This is a genomic window from Rheinheimera texasensis DSM 17496, assembly GCF_000711985.1.
Lineage (GTDB): Bacteria > Pseudomonadota > Gammaproteobacteria > Enterobacterales > Alteromonadaceae > Pararheinheimera > Pararheinheimera texasensis.
In genome coordinates this window covers 614,791-637,498 of the sequence record NZ_KL544005.1, presented here as the reverse complement: position 1 = coordinate 637,498, position 22,708 = coordinate 614,791, and the positions used below count along the sequence as shown (strand labels likewise).

Annotated in this window: 24 protein-coding genes; 16 read left to right on the top strand and 8 right to left on the bottom strand. The window is 45.7% G+C overall.

Annotated elements, in window-relative coordinates:
- Positions 1-2 precede the first annotated feature (2 nt).
- Positions 3-488 (bottom strand): hypothetical protein, encoded by a 486-nt coding sequence (locus tag Q399_RS0113360; protein WP_157836302.1) that lies wholly within the window; start codon positions 486-488, stop codon positions 3-5.
- Positions 489-932: 444 nt separating this feature from the next.
- On the opposite strand from Q399_RS0113360, the gene Q399_RS0113355 reads away from it, so the two are divergent.
- The 9 genes from Q399_RS0113355 (at position 933) to Q399_RS21620 (ending at position 12,997) form a co-directional block, all read left to right on the top strand.
- A complete protein-coding gene (locus tag Q399_RS0113355) occupies positions 933-1,343 on the top strand; it encodes a type 2 periplasmic-binding domain-containing protein (protein ID WP_031569230.1) in 411 nt (136 codons plus the stop codon).
- Between the two features lie 10 nt (positions 1,344-1,353).
- Positions 1,354-2,598, top strand: a complete 1,245-nt coding sequence (locus Q399_RS0113350; protein ID WP_031569228.1) for a porin — start codon at positions 1,354-1,356, stop codon at positions 2,596-2,598.
- A gap of 191 nt (positions 2,599-2,789) precedes the next feature.
- Positions 2,790-3,308, top strand: coding sequence for a TonB-dependent receptor plug domain-containing protein (locus Q399_RS22255; protein WP_211253329.1), 519 nt, complete (start codon positions 2,790-2,792; stop codon positions 3,306-3,308).
- Positions 3,309-3,356: 48 nt separating this feature from the next.
- Positions 3,357-5,117 carry a TonB-dependent receptor gene (locus Q399_RS21155; RefSeq protein ID WP_211253327.1) on the top strand — a complete coding sequence of 587 codons (1,761 nt, stop codon included), beginning with the start codon at positions 3,357-3,359 and terminating at the stop codon, positions 5,115-5,117.
- Between the two features lie 19 nt (positions 5,118-5,136).
- Positions 5,137-6,486 (top strand): alpha/beta hydrolase family protein, encoded by a 1,350-nt coding sequence (locus Q399_RS0113340; RefSeq protein WP_084164312.1) that lies wholly within the window; start codon positions 5,137-5,139, stop codon positions 6,484-6,486.
- A gap of 295 nt (positions 6,487-6,781) precedes the next feature.
- Positions 6,782-7,933, top strand: a complete 1,152-nt coding sequence (locus tag Q399_RS0113335; RefSeq protein WP_031569225.1) for a hypothetical protein — start codon at positions 6,782-6,784, stop codon at positions 7,931-7,933.
- An 8-nt stretch (positions 7,934-7,941) separates the two neighbouring features.
- Positions 7,942-8,370: a hypothetical protein gene (locus tag Q399_RS0113330; RefSeq protein ID WP_031569223.1), complete on the top strand. Its 429-nt coding sequence runs from the start codon at positions 7,942-7,944 to the stop codon at positions 8,368-8,370.
- Positions 8,371-8,482: 112 nt separating this feature from the next.
- Positions 8,483-10,402, top strand: coding sequence for a methyl-accepting chemotaxis protein (locus tag Q399_RS0113325; RefSeq protein ID WP_084164310.1), 1,920 nt, complete (start codon positions 8,483-8,485; stop codon positions 10,400-10,402).
- Between the two features lie 171 nt (positions 10,403-10,573).
- A complete protein-coding gene (locus Q399_RS21620) occupies positions 10,574-12,997 on the top strand; it encodes a putative bifunctional diguanylate cyclase/phosphodiesterase (RefSeq protein ID WP_169739319.1) in 2,424 nt (807 codons plus the stop codon).
- A 23-nt stretch (positions 12,998-13,020) separates the two neighbouring features.
- Here the strand turns inward: Q399_RS21620 and Q399_RS0113315 are convergent, their stop codons facing one another.
- From Q399_RS0113315 to Q399_RS0113285, 7 genes are all read right to left on the bottom strand, one after another.
- Positions 13,021-13,218, bottom strand: coding sequence for a hypothetical protein (locus tag Q399_RS0113315; protein WP_031569217.1), 198 nt, complete (start codon positions 13,216-13,218; stop codon positions 13,021-13,023).
- 1 nt (position 13,219) lies between these two features.
- Positions 13,220-13,432: a hypothetical protein gene (locus Q399_RS22140; RefSeq protein ID WP_157836301.1), complete on the bottom strand. Its 213-nt coding sequence runs from the start codon at positions 13,430-13,432 to the stop codon at positions 13,220-13,222.
- A 46-nt stretch (positions 13,433-13,478) separates the two neighbouring features.
- Positions 13,479-13,748, bottom strand: a complete 270-nt coding sequence (locus Q399_RS0113310; RefSeq protein WP_031569215.1) for a hypothetical protein — start codon at positions 13,746-13,748, stop codon at positions 13,479-13,481.
- Between the two features lie 68 nt (positions 13,749-13,816).
- Entirely contained in the window at positions 13,817-14,626 is an 810-nt protein-coding gene (locus Q399_RS21615; protein ID WP_157836300.1) for a substrate-binding periplasmic protein, read from the bottom strand.
- Between the two features lie 119 nt (positions 14,627-14,745).
- A complete protein-coding gene (locus Q399_RS0113300; RefSeq protein WP_031569211.1) occupies positions 14,746-16,062 on the bottom strand; it encodes a type II toxin-antitoxin system HipA family toxin in 1,317 nt (438 codons plus the stop codon).
- A gap of 3 nt (positions 16,063-16,065) precedes the next feature.
- A complete protein-coding gene (locus Q399_RS0113295; RefSeq protein WP_422784849.1) occupies positions 16,066-16,311 on the bottom strand; it encodes a helix-turn-helix domain-containing protein in 246 nt (81 codons plus the stop codon).
- A gap of 764 nt (positions 16,312-17,075) precedes the next feature.
- Positions 17,076-17,315: a helix-turn-helix domain-containing protein gene (locus Q399_RS0113285; RefSeq protein ID WP_031569205.1), complete on the bottom strand. Its 240-nt coding sequence runs from the start codon at positions 17,313-17,315 to the stop codon at positions 17,076-17,078.
- A gap of 151 nt (positions 17,316-17,466) precedes the next feature.
- Here Q399_RS0113285 and Q399_RS22365 point away from each other — a divergent pair, with 151 nt between their 5' ends.
- The 7 genes from Q399_RS22365 (at position 17,467) to Q399_RS22135 (ending at position 22,505) form a co-directional block, all read left to right on the top strand.
- A complete protein-coding gene (locus Q399_RS22365; RefSeq protein WP_031569203.1) occupies positions 17,467-17,706 on the top strand; it encodes a hypothetical protein in 240 nt (79 codons plus the stop codon).
- Positions 17,693-18,868, top strand: coding sequence for an Arm DNA-binding domain-containing protein (locus Q399_RS0113275; protein ID WP_031569202.1), 1,176 nt, complete (start codon positions 17,693-17,695; stop codon positions 18,866-18,868). Before Q399_RS22365 ends, Q399_RS0113275 begins: the two co-directional genes overlap by 14 nt.
- Before the next feature lie 2 nt (positions 18,869-18,870).
- A complete protein-coding gene (locus tag Q399_RS0113270; RefSeq protein ID WP_031569201.1) occupies positions 18,871-19,173 on the top strand; it encodes a hypothetical protein in 303 nt (100 codons plus the stop codon).
- Positions 19,170-19,487: a hypothetical protein gene (locus tag Q399_RS0113265; RefSeq protein WP_031569200.1), complete on the top strand. Its 318-nt coding sequence runs from the start codon at positions 19,170-19,172 to the stop codon at positions 19,485-19,487. Before Q399_RS0113270 ends, Q399_RS0113265 begins: the two co-directional genes overlap by 4 nt.
- 60 nt (positions 19,488-19,547) lie before the next feature.
- The gene (locus Q399_RS0113260) at positions 19,548-19,862 is read left to right on the top strand and encodes a hypothetical protein (protein ID WP_031569199.1); all 315 of its coding nucleotides are present in this window, start codon (positions 19,548-19,550) and stop codon (positions 19,860-19,862) included.
- A gap of 691 nt (positions 19,863-20,553) precedes the next feature.
- Entirely contained in the window at positions 20,554-22,083 is a 1,530-nt protein-coding gene (locus Q399_RS0113250) for a hypothetical protein (protein WP_157836299.1), read from the top strand.
- The gene (locus Q399_RS22135) at positions 22,083-22,505 is read left to right on the top strand and encodes a hypothetical protein (protein WP_157836298.1); all 423 of its coding nucleotides are present in this window, start codon (positions 22,083-22,085) and stop codon (positions 22,503-22,505) included. The genes Q399_RS0113250 and Q399_RS22135 overlap by 1 nt, the downstream gene beginning before the upstream one ends.
- Positions 22,506-22,708 lie beyond the last annotated feature (203 nt).

The window sequence follows — 22,708 nt, the reverse complement described above, 5'->3', positions numbered from 1 at the left end:
GTTTAATCCTTGCGGCTCTTGCGGTCTGACAAACGTCGGTCAGAGCTGAACTTGGGAAACTGCTGCACAATCTCCTCCGGCAAGTTTTCTCTGATTAAGTCCAGTTGTGCGGCTACTTTGGTGCCCAGTGAAAACAGAATCGCACTGCCGGCAACATCAGTTGCGGCAAGCTGTTGGATGTACTTGGTTGTCGTTTTATCGTGCACGAGAACAGGAATATTGGTTAGCGGATTGGTTTTTGCCACAGCTTCGGAAGCTGCATTTTTTGCATGAAACACAGACAGCAACTCGAATTGCCGCAGGCCAGCGATAACCCAATAGTTCGCCTCGTCTTTTTGTTGAACCACGTGGATTGGGTAAAGCCCAAGAAGCGCCGCCAGGCTATCGACTGAAAAGTCAGCGATAGTCGACGAATACATCAACTGACTGGTCTTTTTGGTTTGTTCGCTGAGTTTAGGGTGTAACCCTGCCAACAGCTCAAATGGCACGGTGAGTAAACGCATATGCCCCGTCGTAAAGAAACATCCTGTCGTGTCTCGAATTTAGCAAAGCGAACGGGGGAGAGCTAGTGCTGTGAGGTACAAGGACTGTTGTTAACGTACTTAAGTCACAGAGATTAACTGTCTGACTATGCGACAACATTAGAAAAGAGGGATTGTTAGTTCAGATGACGTTTGACCTTTCCGCCAAATTTAAGACCATGACATTGATGATATTTCCAATAAACTGAATCGCCACTAATAAATTAGTGGCGATTCACACAATGCTGACGGGGGAAGTCCTTTGTGAGATTACTTTTATGGATATGCTTTTATTGGTATTCATAAAAAGTTCATAAATCCCCATGGTCAATTCAGCACGATTTTTCAGCGATTTTTGTAACACTTGCTATGTTTGAGGAGAGACATTCCTCTCAAGCGGAGCACGACGTGATGCGAAAACTACTATGTATGACCATGTACCTAGGGGGAGTTATTATTGCTCCCGCATATGCAGAAGTTGCCGTGATTGTTCATCCATCCAACCAGCAAAACCTGTCTGATACCGATATAAAAAACCTGTTCAGTGGGAAGCAGAAGAGCTTTCCAGATGGCAATGCAGCGATAGTGCTGAGTTTGCCGGAAGGTGACAGCAATCTTACCGTCTTCAATAGTAAGGCCTTAGGTAAATCTGACTCTCAGATGAAAGCCTATTGGTCGAAAGTGATGTTTACCGGGAAAGGCACGCCGCCAAAAGAAGTCAGCCAAGACGAAATGCTCAAATTAGTCGCTGAAAATCCAAGCACAATTGGGATTGTTGATGCTGGCAAGGTCAGCGGTGTACGCGTTGTAGGTAAATATTGAGGAGTGGCTCATGTTTCGATACTTATGGTTAATCGCGTTAGTATTTTGTACCGAACTGCTGGCTGAAGATCGTTTTCATTTCAGTGGCTATGGATCCCTGGTAGGCGGAAAGGTTATTGGCGGTGAAGTCGATCCTTCCGGCGAAAAAGAATTCCAGGTCGATTTTTACGATTACGCTTTTTACACCGAGGAGCTGGATTTTGAACAGGAGTCGATGGTTGCACTGCAAATGCGTGCAGATGTCATGGATCGCTTAACCGCGACGATTCAACTGGTGGCAAAAGGTGCGGACGGCTGGAGTCCTGATATTGACTGGGCCTATCTGAGTTATCAGGTTGGGCAGGATGGTACGCTGATGGCGGGGCGGCGCATGTTGCCGATGTACTATTTCTCAGAATATATGGAAGTTGGTTATGCGTATCCCTGGTTACGCCCGCCTGCCAATTTGTATTGGTGGGAAATTACCCAGTTTAACGGCCTCACTTATGCGCATTCTTTTTATCTCGGTGACTGGACGCTGACTCCCAGTGTATTTGGCGGTCGGGAAACGCAGCGGGATATCAAATCACATGATTTTTGGCGTAATCGGGGTGGCTACTATTTTCCGGAAGCGGGCACCTACATTGCAGGTACCGCTGATGTGACCTGGAGTAAAATTCTCGGCGCCAATCTGGCGATGAGTAATGACTGGATCGATTTACGAGCGTCGTATTTCCGGACCCATTACAATACCACTGCGGATGTGTTTTTTACTGACGAACTGGATATCAATAATGACGGTGTTGTCGACCAACGCATCGAACGCCGGTTCAAGCCAGACGGCACGCCTTTTGTTTCCGGCGACTGGCCTCTGACTGATTTTGATTTGGATTTTTATGGGCTTGGAGGCAGCTTTACTTTTGAACATGTCATCGTGCTGTTCGACTATAACTACGTTGTCTATGATGACGGGTATGGTTCAGAGTTTCCGACCTTTTACGTCAGCATGGTTTATAACCACGAGACCTGGCAGCCCTATATCGGGCTGTCGACCGCGAAACTGGAGCTGACGAAAGACTGGCAGGGGTTCGGTGTCGGAGATGCTGAAGAGCACCAAATCATGACGTTGGGCCTGCGCTATAACCTTGGCAGTAGCGCGGCTATCAAATTGGAATATAACGATTTCCAGGACAAAGGCGACCGCTCTCCTTGGTTTGATTTTAGCTATCACAATGATGCAAAGCTGCTAAGCCTCGGCATCGACTTCGTGTTTTAACTAATAACTGGAGAGACTCTTGCTGTCTCTCCAGGTTTATTGAAAAGCTATACCATTGATAGAGCATTGTTTTTATCAGTGGTTTTTTTGTCACGAAGAACTGATGATTGCAATCAATCTGTCACCAGTTTTAAGCAAAAGGTTAATTATTTATCTCTAAAGTTCCTCGATCTTTTATAAGGAACTTTGCTATGAAATCAAAAACTTACCTCCCTTTTCGTAAAAAATTACTCAGCACTTGTATCATGGGCGCTTTTTTTATTCAGGCATTGCCATCGGTGGTAGCTGAAGAGGCTGCGGCAATTGCCGAAATCGAGCGGATCACGGTAACGACGCAAAAGCGAGCGCAACCTTTGCAGGATGTGCCAGTAACGGTCAGTGCCTTTAATGGCGAAACATTGGAACAGCTAGGGATCCAAGATCTGGATGTGTTATCCGATATTACGCCGGGTCTGGTGATTCAGGAGCAAAGCCCGAATAATCCGGGTTTTGTGATCCGCGGGATCACTTCAGATAGTGGCTCGGCGCAAGCCGCCCCGAAAGTCTCGGTTTATTACAACGGTACAGATATTTCCCGCTCTCGCGGTTCTTATTTCGAGCTCTTTGATATTGAGCGGGTTGAAGTTGTGAAAGGCCCTCAGGCAACGTTATTTGGCACCGCGGCCTCTGTTGGTGCGCTGAGTGTTACCACCCGCAAACCGCAGGAATAGTTTGAAGCCTCAACCAGTGCTGGATTTGGTAATTTTGCGGCCCGACAGATGCAAGGATTTATTACCGGTGGACAGCAATCGATGCAAGGTCGATTTGCATTTACCTACAGGGAGCGTGATGGCTATGTCAAAAATATTGCAGCAACACAACCCGATCTGCATGGCATTGACCGTTTAGGTGCTCGCGCCTCACTGCGCTTTACACCCAGCGATACGGTGCTCATCGATTTGATATACAACCACGAAGAAAACAACGATACGGGGACTGCATTTAAGAGTCGCCGGTTTGCGCCAACTGGTGGGGATACCAGCCCCTATAGTTTTGTCGAAGCAAGTGGTAGTCCAGTATCCGCTGCAGTCTTCGGGAAATCTGAGTTAGGGGTAGACCGCACCGTCGACGACCTGAATTTAACCATAAACTGGGATCTCAACCCACAATGGAAATTTACCAGCATCAGCGCGCAAAGACGCTTTGATTCGCTTGAAGTTTTTGACGCGGACGGCACACAAGCCTGGTTTTTGGAGTTCGCCGAAGATGCACGCGGTGAGCAATTCAGTCAGGAGTTCCGCTTTAACTATGCTGCAGAGCAACTTAACAGCTTTGTTGGCATCAGCTATTTCGACGAAGAAGGCTCGCAACGGGTGCCATTTAGCACCGAAGAATCGGTGTTTCTGAATTGTATCGGTCGTCTGCCTGGCGGCAAGCCTTGTATTAATCCGGACGGTACAGTGAATGTGTTGACACCAATACTGACACAAGGCCGCTTTCAGCAACTGCCTTATCAGGGGGTCTATCAGAACTTTGGCGATAATCAGTCCATTTCAATTTTTGCTGATATGAGTTACCAGCTGACTGAGCAATGGGAACTGACCGCAGGTTTACGTTATGTCGACGAAGATAAAACCAGTCGATATTCCTCTGATTTTGCCCGGTCAGTATTAGCTGGCGCGCCTTTACTGCCAATTGCATCAACAGGTGGCAAGCAATTTAGCGCTGATGGTAATTACGATGCCTGGTTACCTCGATTCAACGCGCTGTACCGGTTGAACGAGTCGATGAATCTATATGCCACAGTCTCCAAAGGCCGTCGCTCAGAAGTGGTTGATGTAGGTTCAATGAATAGTCCTGCAGGCGTGGTACCACGCGTCAATGAAGTACCGGCAGAGACATTATGGAACTATGAAGCGGGTATCAAAGGCAATACTGCTGATAATGGACTGCGTTATGCCTTGTCCGCGTTTTCACAGGACTACCGTGATTTCCAGGTTTCACTGCGTGATAGCGCCGGTAATACCTATATTGCCAATGCGGGTCAGGCCAAAAACGTGGGGATCGAGGCTGAGATATCGTTGGGACTGACTGATTCGGTCGAGTGGTTCACAAATCTGGCATGGCTTGACGCCAAGATTGATGACGATAGCAGTAACGGTAACCTGGCCGGGAAACGTTTCCGTTTGCAACCAGAGTACACCGCAGGGACAGGATTGCTGCTTGCAAAAGACTTGTCTGCAAACTATCGCCTGAATGGTTCAATGTTGTACAGCTTCCGCAGTGACATCTTCTTTGAAGAAGCGAATGCGCCTGTGGCAGGTTTTGATATCAGCCAGGGTGCAGTACAACAAACCAGTGTGCGTTTAGGCCTTGAACAAACCTCTGCCAATTGGTCTGTGACTTTGTATGCCACAAACCTGTTTGACAAAGAGTATCTGGTTGATGCCGGAAATACTGGCGGTGCCTTTGGTTACCCAAGTTTTATTGCCGGTGCTCCTCGTCAGGTTGGGATTGAATTCCGTCAAAACTTTATGTAATTCAGCCATATAAAAGGCAGTGCCAGTTCTGGTTGCTGCCTTTTTCATAGATTTAGAGGCGCTTATGTTTGTTCCATCTCGTCAAACTGTTCGGAAAATTTTTACGCTTATGTTGGTCGCTTCGACTGCAACGCTAGAATGTCAGGCTGAAACTGCGCCAGAGCAGCTGTATCTGGCAAAACCAGCAGAAATGCGTCCAGCCTTATCGCAACCCGGCTCATTCCCTGTTGGTGTGCGCACAGTAGAACTGATGCACGAAAACCAACTTGATTTAACTAGCCAACAAAGTGGCCCCAGAAAACTGACTGTTGAACTTTGGTATCCGGCAAAACTTCTTAGCGGTCACCGAATGGCCAATTACACCAGTATGACCAAAAGCCAGCAGGCTTTTATTATTCAAGGTAATGCTTACCGGAATGCTGAACCTGACACCGCACAGCCGCTGCCAGTCGTTGTGATCTCGCATGGTTATCCTGGCAATAGAGCGCTCATGTTTTATCTGGGGGAGCATCTTGCTTCGCACGGGTATCTTGTCGCTGCAATTGACCATATGCATTCAACCTATGCCGAAATTGATCAGAAAAAAGCGCCTTATGCGGGGTTTCTGAACACTTTGTATCATCGGTCTCGTGATCAGCAATTTGTGTTGGACGCATTGCGCCAGTCCGGTAACCCAGACCTGCAATTTATCGAAGGCAAAGTCGATAAGAATGCTGCTGCGGTCATTGGCTACTCAATGGGGGGCTATGGTGCCATCAATACGGTTGGGGGTTGTTTTGCCTTCACTGAGCAGAGTATTGCTGCATTTACTGGCGTCAAAGATAGTGGTGCCAATCAGGCGTTACAGCAGAAACTGAACAGCTGTGCCGGTGGTCAGCTGCCATCAGAGGTTAAAGTTGCGCCAGCTTGGAAAGCGGCGATCGCCATAGCCCCTTGGGGTGGTCAGCATCAGCTGTTTTCAGCATCGGCATTGAAAAACATCAAGGTACCTGTGATGTATCTGGCTGGTGATAAAGATGATGTGTCCGGCTATGACGGCATGCGTCACTTGTATGAGCAGACGGGCAGTAAGCACAAGTATTTCCTGACCTATCATCATGCGGGTCATAATATTGCGCCGCACCCAGCACCAGTGGTGAGCAGAAAGTTGGCAGGGGACTTTGCACATTACCAAGAAGCGAATTGGGCAACGGATACCCTCAATGATATCAACCGTCATTTCGCGCTGGCGATGCTGGATTGCCATGTGAAATCTATTAAAGCGCGGTGTGATCTTTTGCAGCAAAAGGAACTGACTTCACTCTGGCCTGGTTATGTTAAAGGCATGCCGACTGCATTGAGTTGGGAATCCTCCTCGGGAAAACAGTAAATTGTGTAGCAACTTACCGGTACACCCCGACAGTTTTATTTTGTGAATTATTTCATGTGTTGCTGATATTCACGGAATTTTCTTATTTTCTTCAGAATAATGTAGGGAAATTCCGCGAAAGTGTGTCTGGGACTCCCGTTCCTGTTTTTGTACGTCTATTCCTTGTCTTTGAGCCTCAATTGAGGCTCTTTTTTTGTTGTCTGAAAAGTGGGGTCGATAAACGACTGCCATATTTTTGTAATGGGACAGCCATAAAGTGAGAAGTCATCAGGTTACGATCTACAAGTTATTCCCCATGCAGTTCTGTCGGTTTTCTCTATTTGTTTTGTTGTTCGCCGTGGCCTCAGCCCGGGCGGGGGATTTACAGGTTTCTGGCTTTGGTTCCATTGTCGGCGGCACAGTCTTGTCTGGGGATGGCTATTGGGCTCGTTTACCCGAAGGTGCAGGTCAATATCAGCAAGGTTTAGAGTTGATGAGCGAAAGCCGTCTGGCACTACAGGCGAACTATGCGCTCGCAGAGCAGTGGGATTTTGTCGGGCAGTTTGTCGCGCGTGGGCACGATCAGTTTGAACCTAAAGTTGCATGGTTGTATGGCGCGCTGACACTTTCGTCCGACCGGCAATTAAAAGTGGGGCGTTTGCGCTTACCTGTCTATCAATACTCTGATGTGATGGATGTTGGTGTGACCTATCCATGGTTACGGGTGCCATCAGATGCGTATTCACTTGCAGTCACTGAATTTGATGGTGTGATGCTGAGTCAGCGCTGGAATTGGCAGGCAGGAAGTACAAAGTTCACAATTTACAGCGGACAACGCGATACTGATCCAAACCGACTTATCACGGCGATTGAACAGTATAAAAATGAGCAGAAGTTCAATATCGTTGGGGATTTTGTCGGACTTGGTGATATCCATACAACCAAATTTTACCGTGATATGCGGGGATTGGTGCTGGAAAACAGTATTGACTGGTTGACCTTGCGCTTTAGTTACCTCAAAGGTCGGGAAAACTTCTCCTACTATGACATCTCCCCCAATGGATATCGGTTACGGTTTGGCGATGAATGGCTACCGACGCGATTTCTCGATGGCTCGGTACAACTGGATTTGAAAAACTTCTTCGTGGTAGCCGAGTGGAACTATTACCAGAAAATCTACAAATCCTGGTTTACATCGGTAGCTTACAAGGCTGAACTTTGGACACCTTATGTGTACTTATCTGGATTTAAAGGGACACAGCGCTGGGCAGTGGATCCGCTTCGTCTTGATGATCATTACCAGTCAACTGGTCTGGGCTTGCGTTACGATTTGGCGCCTCGTGTTGCATTAAAAACCGAATTGACGTTGTTTTCGGATAAAGGTGATGCGCCTGTATTTATTGACCGCAATCGCGATGGTGATACCGATGCAACGGCGCTTGCAGTCTCGCTAGACTTTTCGTTTTAAGGGCCGCAATGAAAACAACCATTATGTGCCTGGTGCTGTTATTGCTGCCAATGCTTAGCCGGGCAGACCTCGTCGTTGTAGTTAGTCGTGATAATCCGCAGCAGCTGACTCTTGCAGATATCCGCAAAATATATCTGGGTCAAAGCAGTACTTTTTCTGATGGTGCAAAAGCCCTTCCTGTCATGTATGCGGAGGGCACAGCAGAGCGTGCAGCCTTTGTAAAACATGTATTAAAAGTTTCTGAGAGCCAATACATTGGGATTTGGGCAAAATTGTTGTTCACCGGCAACGGTACTCCCCCGGTTGAGCTGCAGGATAGCGTGGGGGTAGAGGCGTATATTCTGCAACATCCCCAAACCATAGGTTATTTACCCCGCGAACTTGCTGATCAGCGTTTTCGCATTATTGCTGAACTTCCTCCAGCTGTAGAAAATTAACTCAATTCGCCGATTTTAATCAATTTTTTACGGTATTTAGCGACAAATGAAAGCAATTTATCATCAAAGAGCCATAAAATCGGGCATTTTCTGTCTTTAAGGTGTAGGCAAAGTGAATACTTCAACATCGACAAAAAAGGTGTCGATCCGGGCCAGAATTCTGTCTGGATTAATAGCGACGCTGGTGATTGTGACCGCAGGGCTGACTCTGACCAACTGGTTCCTAAGCAGCCAATACATAGAGCAACGAGTCGCCAAAGATCTGCCGATCGAACTTGCGCAGATTAAAGATAATATCGAACAGCGGATCAATGGCTTACAGAATATAGCCAAGCAACTGGCGTCCTCTGCGATGGCCCAGCAAATGCTTGTCGATGGCAAAACGCCAGAGACTGAGCAGCGGCTGGTACAGGAACTCGCATCAATAAGACAGGCGCATCAGTTACAAGCGGCCTCATTTTGTGATCGGGATACCGGTGACTACTGGAATGAACGTGGCTTTTTGCGTCGCTTAACACCGGATCAGGATGGCTGGTTCTTTGCCTTTAAAGAGTCTCGTCAGCAGACACAAGTCAGCGTTTACAACAGTGCAGAGGTCGGTTACCAGATTTTCGTCAACTACCAGCAGCCAGATGGCAGGGGTTTATCAGGCGTTGCCAGGTCGCTCGATGATATGGTCGAAATGATCAAAGGTTTTCGTATTCAGGAAACCGGCTTTGTATTTTTGCTCGGGCCAGATGGCAAAGTTGTCATTCACCCGGAAGAAAAAATCGGTACGGCACTGGTAGATTTTTTACCGACAGAGGTAGCACAGAACTTAAACAAGCTGCAAAACGGCGAAGTCTATCGCCAGTCGATGCAGGATAAAGATTACCTGTGGGTGTCAGTGCAAATGCCTTCAACCGGCTGGCAGTTAATAGGTCAGGTGCCGGCTGACGAATTCTACTCCAGTCTGTATCACGTACAATCCAGAATGCTGATGATGGCTTTGGTGATTGGGATCCTTGGCTTCCTGTTTGCTTTTTGGCTCAGTAAGTCGATTACCCGGCCTATCGACCACATTGCGAATGTATTTTCACAGCTGTCTGGCAAAGAAGCAGATCTCACCACCCGGATTGATTTGCAATATGGCAAAGAGCTCGATCAACTGGCTGGCGGGTTTAATCAATTTGTTGTTCAGCTTGCGTCACTGGTTACCCGCATCCGTGCCAACGCTTCGCATCTATCTGAGTATGCTCAAGGTTTGAATCAGCAGGCTGACCAATCTGTGCAGTCAAATTCCTATCAATACGGTGTAGGTGAACAGGTGCAAAGTTCAATGGAACAAATGCACCTGACTGTACAAGAGATCGCAAGAAATGCGGCTCGTACGGCGTCGACCACCCAGCAAACAAACCACAGCACACAAAATGCTTTGACGAAGATGCAGACGTCACAACAAGCTCTCAATCAACTGGCGGATGATATGGATCTGGTCGGTGGGACCGTGAGTGACTTGTCCGCTAAGACACAAGACATCACACAAATTCTGGACGTGATTTACAACGTTTCTGAACAAACCAACTTGTTGGCACTGAACGCAGCTATCGAAGCTGCGAGGGCAGGGGAGCAGGGGCGCGGTTTTGTCGTGGTGGCGGATGAAGTCAGAAGTTTAGCGAGTAGGACCCAACATTCTGCTAATGAAATTCAGAAATTGATTAAAAGTTTAGTTGAACAAACCGAGGTCGCAGTAAGCACCGTCAAGCAGGCCGTCAGTAAAGCCGATATGTCGGTGCAGGGCACTGAAGATGCATTTACTGATTTGGCGGCGATAGGTAGCCAGGTCAACAGCCTTCAACAGATGAATGAGCAAGTTGCAGCGGCCACCGAAGAGCAATCTTTGGTGAGTCAGGATATATCCAAACAAGTCCAGCAAATGTCTGAAGGCTTCCGGGATAGTGTGGACGATGCCAATCAAGTTAAACGCAGTGCAGACGAACTATTACGCCTGGCCTCCGAGTTAACTGCTTTAACGACACAGTTTAAACTTTAGAAGATCTGCAAAAACCTCTGTCATCCGATGATGTCGTCACTATTCTGTCATGGATTGTTAAGAAGATAGGGAGGTATTGACCTCCCTGGCTTCTGCCAGTTTATCTGACGCTCGAATCAGGTCGTTTGATTTGACGGAAATGGACTTCCGTATTCTCTTATGCAGGTACATATGACCCAACTGACGAGCAAAACGATTTTTCTTCTGTCATTTCTAATTCTGTTTTCTTGCTCGGCCTTATGGTCGTTACATACCCGCTCCACTGAAATTGAAACTAACAGACTCAGAGCTGCTACCTTGGCCGAACAGCTATCGACAGCTTTGACCATAGTTGCAGCTGACAGAACCAGAGCTTTAGACGCTTTGGCGGGTAACTGGCCTTTGTCGAATGCAAATCAAGTTGATTGGTTTAATGTTCAGGGCCGTAGCCTGATGAAAATGTTGCCCGGTATCTATGATCTTTGGTTGTATGATCAACAACAACAGTTGGTTTGGACCATTCAGCAGACCTCGCGAATGGCCGGGTCAGATGTCCGATTTAGCATTACAGCTCGAACCGCCAATGGATATTTGACCAAAAGTGGCAACAGAACGCTGGTCATTTACCAACAGCAGATATTACAGGGCACAAAACAACAATGGCGTGCCGTTATGTTAATGGATCCGAGAGCCATTATTGCGGCGTTGACCGCAGATTGGCAGGAAAGAGCTGTCGCGTTTAACGTTCAGGCAGAAAACACCATACTTTTTACCAGCGGTGAGTTTGATAGTGAGTACCCACAGGTTGAGCTTGCACTGAGTTTTGCTGGTGGAAGCTGGACTTTAGCCGCGCAGAGTAAAGAACAAAAAATTAGTTCACTCGAGTTATTACTGCTTTATGGCTTTATCGGATCACTGCTGGTTAGCGCAGGTTTAGCCCGTTGGATGCAGCAAAGAAATGAAATTTCAGCACTCAATTTAGTCTATCGTTCCGCAGCAGACGTTTCTCCGGATGCTATGTTCATCTTCAAAAAGTCCAGATCTAAGAATGCTCACGAATTTGAGTTGTTTAGTTGCAATAGTGTTGCTATACGAATGTCGGGACAAATTACAAAAGCGGCAACCCCTGCGGTCCTAGTTGGTCGTTTGCTTGGGTTGGATGCGTTTGAGACTTTAATGACTCAGGTACTTGAGTCTCATACTCCGTACTTTCAATTGCTGAAAATTAAAAGAAATGAGCAGCAGGTGTGGCTGAAATTGCAGATTGTTCCAATGCCGGAAGGGGTGGCGGTAACCTTGCAGGACGTCTCGAAGGAGCAGCAGCTGCAGCAGAAAATAATGTACCAGGCTAATCATGACCAACTTACCGGTTTACTTAACCGGTATGCTTTTAGTCAGCAACTTGAAAGCACACTGCAGCAGTCAGAGCCATGTCATCTCTGCTACATCGATATGGACCATTTCAAGGTAGTCAATGATACCTGTGGCCATCTTGCCGGCGATGAATTGTTAAAGCGAACTGCGGGTATTTTAAAATCTGTACTACTTGAAAAGGATGTATTGGCCAGGGTTGGTGGTGATGAGTTTTGTATGCTGTTGAAAGATACAGATCTGGATGCAGTTAAATTGAGACTTAAAACTTTGTTCGAGCGTATTGCCCAGTTCAGGTTTATGTGGGACGAGCAGGCATTCTCTATTGGCGCCAGCATCGGTGTTGTCTCGTTGGACGGATCTTTTCCTGATGTACCATCGGCGCTAAAAGCCGCTGATGCGGGTTGTTATCTGGCAAAAGCCAGTGGAAGGAACCGATATTTTATTGTCGGAGAGCAACAATCGGCACTAGACCATCTTGAAGAAGAGCGCAATTGTCTCCAGTTAGTCAGAGCAGCTTTACTCAATGATGGCTTTGAACTGTATGCGCAACCGATTGTACCCCTGCGCTCAATTGAGCTGGTGCAATTGGAAGTATTGCTGCGACTTTTCCGGCCTGATGGCACGCCGGTGAGTCCCGGAGTGTTTATTCCGTTGGCTGAACGTCAGGGCATGATGAAAGAAATTGATTTATGGGTCATTGAGCGAGTGTTGCATAAACTGGAACAGTTTGGGCAGAGACTGGATAAAATAGGTAAGGTTGCCATTAATATCTCTGGAACCTCTTTAGGCGATCAATTGTTTCTGCAACAAGTAAAGCAACTGCTTCAAGGTTTCTCTGTCTCAAAATCAATCATTTGTTTTGAAATTACCGAAACTGCTGCAGTGAGTAATCTTGCTCAGGCACAAGCCTTTATTGCTGAGCTCAGACAGCTTGGTTGCACCTTCTCGTTAGACGACTTTGGGGTCGGTATGAGTTCGTTTGGATATTTAAGGGATATGCAGGTGGACTACGTTAAGATAGATGGCTCTTTTGTCCGGAATATGCAGCATAACCACACCGATGCCGTCATGGTTAAAGCAATTTCTGATATTGCGCATAGTCTTGGCAAAAAGACTATTGCTGAGTTTGTCAGTGATGATGCAACCGGCATGATGCTTCGGGACATGGGAGTTGAATACGGACAAGGCTTTGGCCTTGGGAAGCCCATCCCGATCCTTGATGCATTGATGAACAATGTTTAACTAATTCAATTCATTCAATAATTTCAATTGGCGGGTGGTTTTTGAAATTTTTCATTTTTGAGTTTAGATTGTGCTTCGTTGATTAATTGCTCAATTTCGTTTTCTTCGCACCAAACCGCTTTCAGGTGGGAGACTATCGATTCAGGTTTCTTACCGCGTTTAAGCATGTTCTCAATGCTATTTAAATGGACCTGCTTTACGAATGAGCTCTGTGTAGGCATGTTAACCTCCGCTATCAGGATTGTTCACCGGCCCTAATAGTACTATCTCTTCCGGTGAAGCGCAGCGATCTTCGAAGAAAATGACGCCTTGATTTGATATCGAATAAATCTTTGTCCAATAGCCAGACTCAGATGGTCCCACAGACTTAAAACAAACCTGACGTGCTTTTGCGTAGTAAATTTTATGAATCATGGCTAAACGCCAGTAGGTCATTGAGTCACTTCCATTTCGGGAAGGATGATCCCCGGAATTCATTTGCTTATGCTCCCAGTGGTTTCCCAAATTGGTTCTGACGAACGCTATTGATCAGCTCATATTTTGCGCCCAGTGCACTTTTCAGTAACTGCTCTTGCCTATCCAGGATTCTGTGCACAATTTCTAAACGCTCATTTTGGGAGAGATTTTGCAGAATGGCGTTGCGTAGGACTCTGATGTCCAACGTTATTTGTGGGTCCTCGCTATGCCAGCTGCTGAGTACTTTGAGCTGTAGCTGGATAAATGAATCATCAACGTGGGAATATCTGGCCATGTAATCGTCCTTGAATCAGATCATTGTTCATATATCTGAAACAAATTCTAGTACAGCCCAAGCGAATTTCAATGTGCAATACTTTGTACTTTTTTTGCACTATCAAACGACGTGGCTGATGGAGCCTTAAGGAAAACATCACCTGGCCGGCGCATTACCTTGTCGCCCAGTTGCTGCGAAAATCTGAGTTTCTCATTGACCTTAGCAATAAGCTCTCTATCGAGCGTACGCTGGAGAAAAGCAATGTGTAGCGTTTTGATTTCCGTGTATGGCGCTATAAATGAAAACGCGGATGTACTTGGTCTTTGTGTTTGTATCAGATATTTCAGCACTTTTTTGTCGATGACAATAGCGTCGACCTTGCCGTTAGCAGCAAGCTGAATGTTCGCTATGTCCGAGTCCACATAGACAGGATTAAGTTGTTTTTGCGCAATGGCCTGATCAATGAACTGAGTATTGATGTAACCCTTAACCACGCCAATTCTCTTCTGAGTCAGTTGTTCAATAGACAGGTTATGTAGTGTCGGATCCAACACTGCCAGCCCAACTTCGCTCTGTTCCAATGGTGCAGACAATACAACCCGATCATCAGCAAGTTGGTATTCAGGAAAGTAACCAATATAAGGACTGTCAACTTTGCGGATTTCTCTGAGTAGCTCCTGCCAGCTGAAAAAATCGACTGAAGCGTTTAACCCGATCGAACATAGGACTTCAAATACTTTTTGTACAGTATCGCCATGACCCGGTAAATTTTTCCCGGTGAACGGTGGCCATTCCGAACTGGCGAATTTGACGGTTGGCCAGGTAGGAGAGGGAGTACAAGCAAATACCGAGTACTGCCAGAAGCAGAGTAAAAAGACCAACACAATATGCGTCATAAAATTGTTTCGTAGCCACTTTCGGCGATAGTTTAAGTAGGTTATGTGACGATTTCGTGCCGTATTTGATAACATCTGTTGTAGATGTATACGCGCTTGAATAGCCCATATCATCCAAACTATGCGGGTGTTAGTGCTCTCTTTATTTTGTCCGCTTGCGCACTCAACCCAGCGAAAATCGTCTGACTGATCGCTTCCGGAAAATCTGCCGGCAGCTTTGCGGACACCTCTGCGATCACTTGGTCTGTTTGGTCTGCCATGTGCAGCATCAGCGCTACTGCTCGTTGACCGGAGAAGCCGACTTGTTCAGCAGTGCTGATAAAATGACGTGGCTGGATCATCGAGAAATGATACTGACGATTTTTTCCCTCTAATGCCATTGCCATCTTTGCTTTCTTGTCCTGAATCCCTCCCGAAGCGAATAGCGGGAAAGCCGAAATGATGTCATAAAGCGGAGTCATCCGATAAGAAGAACCGGCTTCGATAAACAGGCTGAAGTTTTTGCCGTGACCGTCGATAGCGGCTAACAACCAGAACAAAATTTGGACTCGGAAAAAGGTCTCCCGATCCGTCGTGGCAAGGCGTGAACCTAACAGTAGGGTCATTGACGCTTCTATACCGGGGCCTCCATCAGCCTGATACTTTAGCGCGGGGGCAATGCCCATTGCCTGGCAAAAGTCTTCTTGTGGTAGACGCATCAGCCACTGGCCTGATTGTGACCAGCGTCGGTCAAAGCGCTCCACAACCAATACTTTTTTCTCACCAAAAGTAGCAAGTTCCGCATGAGCAGTTTCAATACCAAATGCGGTGGCGATTTGCAGGCACAACCATTCATTTTCGCAGCTGTCTCTCAGGTCGATATTATGATGTTCCAGCCGCCCTATAGGCAGTTTTAGAATATGGCTGGTCGCGGTGCTACCTGATGGCTGTTGCCATTGCCCGTTTACCCATAGCAGTGCCGTTTTCTCCTGTGCTCCCGCCAATGAAATACGAAAATCACTGTGGTTGGTCATGCCTAGTGGAGCGGTTTGATAACCAGCCAGTAGTGCTTCAATTTGAGTTTCTGTTAATGGGGTTGAGGTCATTGTTGTAACAGGCGGAATTTGGCTGTTAGCCGGATACAGCTGAATGGCGCCGATGCAATCGCGCCCAATGGCTGCGAGCAAATCAAATGGATGCGTTGTGGCAACCTGAAACCTGGCCTGCATTCTTGTCAGAATTGCATCTGAATCGGGCAGCAGGTTTTGAAAGAAGTTAAAGACTACAGGGCCACGATGACGCTGTGCCCGAAGTGGCAGCGACAATGAAATAGGGCGGGCGTCATGATCCTGCAGCCAGGCAGCGGCATATTGGAATGACATGGCGCCGTCTCCCTCCCGATAGAGTGTTCCTACCTCTTCACCGTTCATCGCAACCAAGAGTGTTTGGGTGCGCATTGTTTACCACTCCCTCTTTTTGTCGCTATTGTCCGTCAGTTCTGCGCCTCTCTTGCTGATATGCAGCTCGAGGTCCAGCGCTGCCAAAATTTTGAACAAAGTTTCGAGTTTGGTGGATTCAGGCTTGAGCTCAAAGTCAGAAACTGTGGTTTGTTTGATACCGACCAGATCCGCCGTTTCCCGTTGCGTTTTCTGTCCCAATTTTCGTTGATTGCGTATGGCGTTGGCCAATGCCGCCGGAGTTGTCACCCTCATCATTCACCTCATCAGTTTTATGCCTTGCAGGGGTTAAATTCACTATAACCTCTAGAGAGGTTATTTTCAATTTATCCTTTTTGAGGGTTAAATTGTGTCGCAGGTGGATGCGTTTCCTACTCAGGGTGTGCCGAGCGAACAATTTCATGTCGCTTCGCAGCGAAGTGACCAACAAACATGAATGGTTCACCGGCTTTCGCTTCTCAATCCTTGCGCACAAATGAGCCATTTGGATGACCGCTAGTCTTTCCGAGCGAGAGTTAGGCAAATGAATGGCTCCCTTTTGAAAATGAGCCATTCATCCAAATGGCTCATTTGCACGCATGAATTAACAAGTTCAAGCCTGGTGAACCTGAAAAGTCAGTAAAGAGCATGTGTCAAAAATTACAAAAATCAAAGTGCAAAACTGAATTGGGGTTGAGACCGAAATCATCGGTAGCCGACGTTCTCCGTTGGTGTAAAGTGTAAATTGACAGAGAGGCTGAATAGCAGTAAAGTTCTTGTATAAGCCTTTAAATATATGGGGTGTTGTATGGTTCAGTTCCGGGTTTTATTCGAACCTGAGCCCCATATTAGAGTGCTCTCCGGAGGCAGAGGTCTCAGGTTCGAATCCTGACGGGTGCGCCATATAAATCAACCACTTAGAGGCAACTCAAGTGGTTTTTTTATTTTCTGTGACCACATCGTGACCATTCCGTGACCACGCTTCTTTTTACTGCTTGTTTGTTTGCCGATATTTGACCGCTGCTCAGTTAGCGTCATTCCGCCTCATTTTCCTGGCTTTTTACATACTCTGCGACCGCATCCACCTGAACGTCGAAATAAGCGCAGAGCTTATCTAACACTTCAGTTGTGGTGTTGTAGCCTTTTTGGTTTGCGATCTTGGACAAGGTTGTTCGATGCACCCCAGTGGCCTTGGCGATTTCGTCAAAGGTGATCCTTCTGTTTTCCTTGAATTCTTTATCCGCAATTAACTCTTTTAATCGAAATCTGATCATTCGTTCTCTCCGGCTGAGCGCACATTCTAGCGCGGCTACAGAAAAAACTCATCATTTGATGCGTAAAAGCTACAAAAGATGGTTGACAACAACTTTCAATTGCGCATAATGAAGCGTATACGCTACAAATGTTCTTCATGGGAGTTAAATGATGTACAAAACATACGTAACAACTGAAGAGTTATCGGCGCTGATCAAGTACGACTGCCGGACCATCAGGAACAAATTGAAAGACACAGTATTGATTGAGGGCATCCACTACATCCGCCCGTTTGGAGGCCGGAAGATCCTCTACATCTGGGAAACCATTCAACGTGACATGTGCAAGCAAGTCACAAAAACCAACGTAATACCAATGGCCAATGGAGGCATAGCTTATGGGAACAATTAGACCCAGAGAGGGCTCAGGAAATCTGCAAATTGATTTCCGCTATATGGGCCAACGCTGTCGTGAACAAACGGCGTTACCGGATACACCGGCTAACCGGAAGATGCTGGAGAAGTTATTAAAGGCAATCGAAGCCGAAATTGTGCTGGGTACTTTTGTCTATGAGAAATATTTCCCGAATAGCGCTTTGGCAGCCAAATTTGCCAACAAACAAACCACTCTGTTAGCAGTTAATCGCGCTGGAAAAATGCCGACTTTTGCAGAGTTCGCTGCGATTTGGCTCGATGAGATGAGCGTGAGCTGGCGGGATTCGTACCGTCAGACAGTTGGCATTATCGTGAACAAACGGCTGGTGCCATTTTTTGGCGAACAGGAAGTCGACCGCATCACTAAAGCAGATTTGCTCCAATTTCGCGCCCAACTCGGCAAAGTGCAACGCGAAAATGGTACGCAGTTATCTTCAGGTCACATCAACCGGCATCTGAAAATTGTTCAGATGATCCTCAGTGAAGCAGCCGACCGATATCAGTTTACTGCACCTGTCCGCCTGAAACCACTGAAAATCCAGAAGACAGATGTCGACCCGTTCACGCTTGATGAAGTGAACCAGCTGTTACAGACCGTGGATGAAACGCATCGTGATTACTACATCATTCGGTTTTTTACCGGCTTACGTACCGGCGAAATCGATGGCTTGCAGTGGCGCTATGTCGATTTTGCCAAGGCGCAAATCCTGGTCCGCGAAACGGTCGTGGCTTTTAAGATGACAGAAACCAAAACCAGCGGCAGTGCGCGTGAAGTCGATATCTCCAGCATGGTGATGGCAGCACTGAAACGTCAGTACGCCAAGACCGGCGACAAACGCTTTGTGTTTGCCACTCGCAACGACACTGCGCCCAATCACGGCAACATCACCAAGCGGGTTTGGTACCCGCTGCTTAAAGCCTGCAAGCTCCGCCGCCGCACGCCTTATCAGACCCGCCATACCGCGGCCACCTTATGGCTGGCGGCAGGGGAGAACCCTGAATGGATAGCCCGGCAGCTCGGACACACCACCACCGAAATGTTGTTCCGGGTCTATAGCCGGTTTGTACCAAACCTGACCCGCCGTGACGGCAGCGCCTTTGAATCCCTGTTAATGCAACACAAGTTTCTGGAGCAGTAAATATGAAACACATCGACATCGACCGCGCATTCAAAACCAGACTGATTGAGCAAATCCGTCAACGTAAACTGAAAAACCTGACATCCAGCCTGATGGCCATGCTGCATATCAACCCTCATGGCAAAGAGCTGGTTTGCGTTTGTGGCGAAGGCACTGAGCGCGACAACACCGAAGCCATCTATCACTGGGTTGAGCTGGAAACCTGCTGTGCCAGTTGCACCAAGGCGCTGAGCTTCAAACAGCTACAACGCAGTTTTGTCAGATTCCTGATTGATACCACCGGCCAATATCCGGAGGGCATATGACAGAGCCTGCTTCACATATCGAAACACTGCAGTGGTGGTTTGTTTATACCGATATCTATACGAACAACCGTTTCGTGATTGGTTGGCTGGCGATACCTGGTGAGCCCTATGGCTATCTCATCCGAACCGCCCAAGTCACTTACATCAATCGCGGCGCGAAAATGCTTCGTACCTTGTTTGTCGACTACCGGTTGAAGCAGGAAATGCCGAAACCCGAGGACTGGATGTTCTACAGCAGTGTCTTTGGCGATGCGCTGACGCAGCACACAAAAGATGTGTTGGTCAGCGTGCCAATCAGCGATGCCATCAATTAAACCGCGCTCAATCGGGTTGCCTCAACGGCAACCCAGCTTTCACAGATTCAGGAGTACTGTATGCAAGAAGTTTTAAACTTAAATGGCAACACCGAACCCAAAAAGCTGTTCGGCGGCATTCTGGAGAATTGGTTCGTTCACATCGACCAAAACAATCGCTTTCGTGTAATTGGCTCCAATGTGTTGACCGATAACCTGCAAACCGAGTTAACAGTGCCGGTGCTGTTCATCGATACCCAATACTGGCTGGCCGAAACTTCAGAGTCATTTTATCTGCTGCACCGCAAAGACACCTCAGCGGAAAACCGGTTGAAGCAGTATGAAGCGCTCAAAGCGGTGGGTATCAATTTGCAGCCGAGAATGGGAGGCGTCTGATTCGATAGAGAGCCCCGGCATACGATGTGTCGGGGCTTTTTGCAGATAGATGTACAGGCTTTTGTATCACTCCAGTTGTATTTTTTGCCTCAATATCCTTTTTTTTGCTAGAGCTGCTGCGGGGCTATCGACGTAGATGTGTTGAATCCGCATACATATCAGCCGCAATGCAGTTTTTGATTGCGCTTAATTTGTCGCCCGTTTTTACTGGTCGATTCTGCTGAGTATGTGGATAAATTAAGTCACGACAAATTCAGGTACAAGTATGCAGGGCAATTCGCGACACAGCGAATCAGAGTCCAATAAGAAAAACAAAGGTCCTTACAGAGACATACATGTTAATTTTGCACGTGATGTGAGTGATACATATTTACTTAAACTTTTCAGCAAAGAGCGTTTATTAATATTTAAATTATTGTTAATTTCATCTGTTTTTGTTAGGTATTTGGTGATTTGTATTGATCTTTGGCCATCATTGCTTGAAAACCAACAGGCAACAGTTAAATTAAATACTAATGATAACTAATTGTTTTTGTGGGATCAGAGAATTCTTTTTGAGAGGGTTAGCGTAAACTCAGCGAGTGCAAGTCAGATAACTCCAAATAGAGGCGTGAGTAGAGAACCAACCTGCTTTCAGATTAGAGTTGAAATATGGTTTCGAATTTGCAACATTAAATGCCTAAATTTGAGAATGCTGCCGCGTCAACGCTTGCTCGGTTGCTTGGATTTTTACAATCAAAAAAAGGAAATGTTAATGGGGTGTATGGTTTGTTGTCGCGGCTTGTCTGTAATAGCCTTAAGTGTTTGCTTGGTGGGCTGTTTGGAAGTTAAAAAAATTCCAGATTTTGATAGCGTTGAATATAAACAATTTGACAAGAAGGTCGACAATATAGCAAGTGAGGGATTCACAGATAGAAACATAAAAGATTACTATGTAAGTTCAGTAAGAGAAATTCCAAGAAGTGAGCTAAATTATAATGTAAGTGCTAGTTTTAATGGTTATAGTCTTTATAATATTAAGTGGACTCCAGAGGTTACATATCTTGATATTGATTTTGGTAGCAGCAAGGTTGCTGTAATAAATAACGGGTCTACATGTGCGAATGGTGTTGGTGCTCAATTGCTTTTAGGAATTTTAACCAATGGTCAGGGCACGTGTACAGATTATAACTATACCTATGATTATATGTATATTTCTACTGGTAACGAATCATTCCCTATAAAGTATCATGATAAAAAAGATGCACAGTATACTGCGAGTGGTAATACGTCAGTTCCATTCCCAAATGTTCCACTATATGCCTTAAGGAATTTTTACATAGATGGACTAGGGTGGGATTCGAGTTACATAAATGTCGGTGATCCTGTAGAAGTAGAATTAGTTAAAAGCGACTTTGTAAAAATCCTTGGCGGAGAAGATGTCTCTTTAGGGTTGTATAAATATCTCTATGATAAGTCTGGTGGGTATCGATCTTTAAATAATATTGTAACTAACAGTCTTAGTCAGCATCTAAGAAAACTAGAATCTGTTGAAAGCTATGTTCATGCGATTGATTTCTTTCAGAGTTCAGAGGATGTCATTGAGTCAATAAAAACTAATTACTTAATTCATCAGTATGAGTCCTATATAAAGCCGATGAATAACCCCATTGCTATAGAGTATTACATGGAAGAGTATGGTGCTGCAGTGCCAAAGGAAGTTTATGAATCATGGCATGATGACTCTGTGACCCTGGAAATGGGTAAAATTGAAAAATATATATCTAATATAAAGAATTTAAGTTTTTTTGATAGAATGTATTACAGAATCATTGAAGATACAAATGAAAAAGACGCAGTAGAAGATTTCGTTAGAAGTTATTATTCTGAGATGATAAATAATAAAAATAATGGTCATGCAGCTAGAGCCAGAGTAATGTTTGATGCTATCGTCAAATCAGAATCAGCGAATTCTTCTGCTAAGTTTGATATTCAAAAAGACTCAGAAATGAAAGAGTTTCTTCAAGGTAATTTCGATCGGTTAATTAAAAGCAATAATGATAATGCTGATAAAATTAATGAGTCTATTGTCAGTTCAAGTAACGAAATTTTAAAGGCTCTTGCTGAAATTTCTGCGAATACCACTACCACGCCGGAAACTAGAGAAGAAGAACGTCAAAGAAATATAAATGCAGCTGCCGATTCTTATTGGTTTCATAAAACTGTGTTAGGGAGTAATTAATGATGAAATGTATTTTCGTATTTGCACTAATTTTCTGCTGTTTTTCTGTAAATGCATTTCAAGAGAGTATGAATCGTCTTTCAGATTCTCCTCGAGAGGTAATAAACCCAAATCCTGGTTCCTCAAGTAGTGGCTCTAGTGGGAAATCTGGCAATGACAAGATTCAAAAAGAGCGAGAGAGGGTACAAAAAGAAGTTCAGCGAGTTCTAACTTTGACTGGTCATGATGGCAAATTGAAGAACGTGATAAATAAGACTCAAACAAATGTAAACGCCGTGTTAAAAGATGCGGGTAGAGCGAAAGCAGTTCAAAGTACTCAAGTAAAACTGGATGATTTGAAAAAACAAGTAAATTCCAGGAAAAATACAAAAAGCACTATTCGGAATCAGGCTCGACCAAAACCAAGGCCTAGACCGCTATAGTTACTCTGCTATTTAAGTATTTTTATAGCGAGAATTTTTGGTAAAATAACTGCAAAATATATATAGCCAATTAATAATAAATTTTGCAGTAGCCATTCTCGCTAACTTTTTATTAAATCGCAATGTTGAGCGCACTTTAAAATTGCATTAATGACTATACCATTTACATCTATCCCAGTTACTTATTTACCAATAATCGCATC

Bases quoted from the DNA above. Each gene is read 5' to 3' on its own strand.
- Q399_RS22135 (WP_157836298.1), top strand. From the start codon at position 22,083: ATGATGAAATGTATTTTCGTATTTGCACTAATTTTCTGCTGTTTTTCT.
- Q399_RS0113300 (WP_031569211.1), bottom strand. From the start codon at position 16,062: ATGCGCACCCAAACACTCTTGGTTGCGATGAACGGTGAAGAGGTAGGA.
- Q399_RS0113335 (WP_031569225.1), top strand. From the start codon at position 6,782: ATGCAGTTCTGTCGGTTTTCTCTATTTGTTTTGTTGTTCGCCGTGGCC.
- Q399_RS0113270 (WP_031569201.1), top strand. From the start codon at position 18,871: ATGAAACACATCGACATCGACCGCGCATTCAAAACCAGACTGATTGAG.
- Q399_RS22365 (WP_031569203.1), top strand. From the start codon at position 17,467: ATGTACAAAACATACGTAACAACTGAAGAGTTATCGGCGCTGATCAAG.
- Q399_RS0113330 (WP_031569223.1), top strand. From the start codon at position 7,942: ATGAAAACAACCATTATGTGCCTGGTGCTGTTATTGCTGCCAATGCTT.
- Q399_RS21615 (WP_157836300.1), bottom strand. From the start codon at position 14,626: ATGACGCATATTGTGTTGGTCTTTTTACTCTGCTTCTGGCAGTACTCG.
- Q399_RS0113350 (WP_031569228.1), top strand. From the start codon at position 1,354: ATGTTTCGATACTTATGGTTAATCGCGTTAGTATTTTGTACCGAACTG.
- Q399_RS0113275 (WP_031569202.1), top strand. From the start codon at position 17,693: ATGGGAACAATTAGACCCAGAGAGGGCTCAGGAAATCTGCAAATTGAT.
- Q399_RS0113310 (WP_031569215.1), bottom strand. From the start codon at position 13,748: ATGGCCAGATATTCCCACGTTGATGATTCATTTATCCAGCTACAGCTC.
- Q399_RS0113265 (WP_031569200.1), top strand. From the start codon at position 19,170: ATGACAGAGCCTGCTTCACATATCGAAACACTGCAGTGGTGGTTTGTT.
- Q399_RS21620 (WP_169739319.1), top strand. From the start codon at position 10,574: ATGACCCAACTGACGAGCAAAACGATTTTTCTTCTGTCATTTCTAATT.
- Q399_RS22255 (WP_211253329.1), top strand. From the start codon at position 2,790: ATGAAATCAAAAACTTACCTCCCTTTTCGTAAAAAATTACTCAGCACT.
- Q399_RS0113315 (WP_031569217.1), bottom strand. From the start codon at position 13,218: ATGCCTACACAGAGCTCATTCGTAAAGCAGGTCCATTTAAATAGCATT.
- Q399_RS0113250 (WP_157836299.1), top strand. From the start codon at position 20,554: ATGCTGCCGCGTCAACGCTTGCTCGGTTGCTTGGATTTTTACAATCAA.
- Q399_RS0113260 (WP_031569199.1), top strand. From the start codon at position 19,548: ATGCAAGAAGTTTTAAACTTAAATGGCAACACCGAACCCAAAAAGCTG.
- Q399_RS0113285 (WP_031569205.1), bottom strand. From the start codon at position 17,315: ATGATCAGATTTCGATTAAAAGAGTTAATTGCGGATAAAGAATTCAAG.
- Q399_RS22140 (WP_157836301.1), bottom strand. From the start codon at position 13,432: ATGACCTACTGGCGTTTAGCCATGATTCATAAAATTTACTACGCAAAA.
- Q399_RS21155 (WP_211253327.1), top strand. From the start codon at position 3,357: ATGCAAGGATTTATTACCGGTGGACAGCAATCGATGCAAGGTCGATTT.
- Q399_RS0113355 (WP_031569230.1), top strand. From the start codon at position 933: ATGCGAAAACTACTATGTATGACCATGTACCTAGGGGGAGTTATTATT.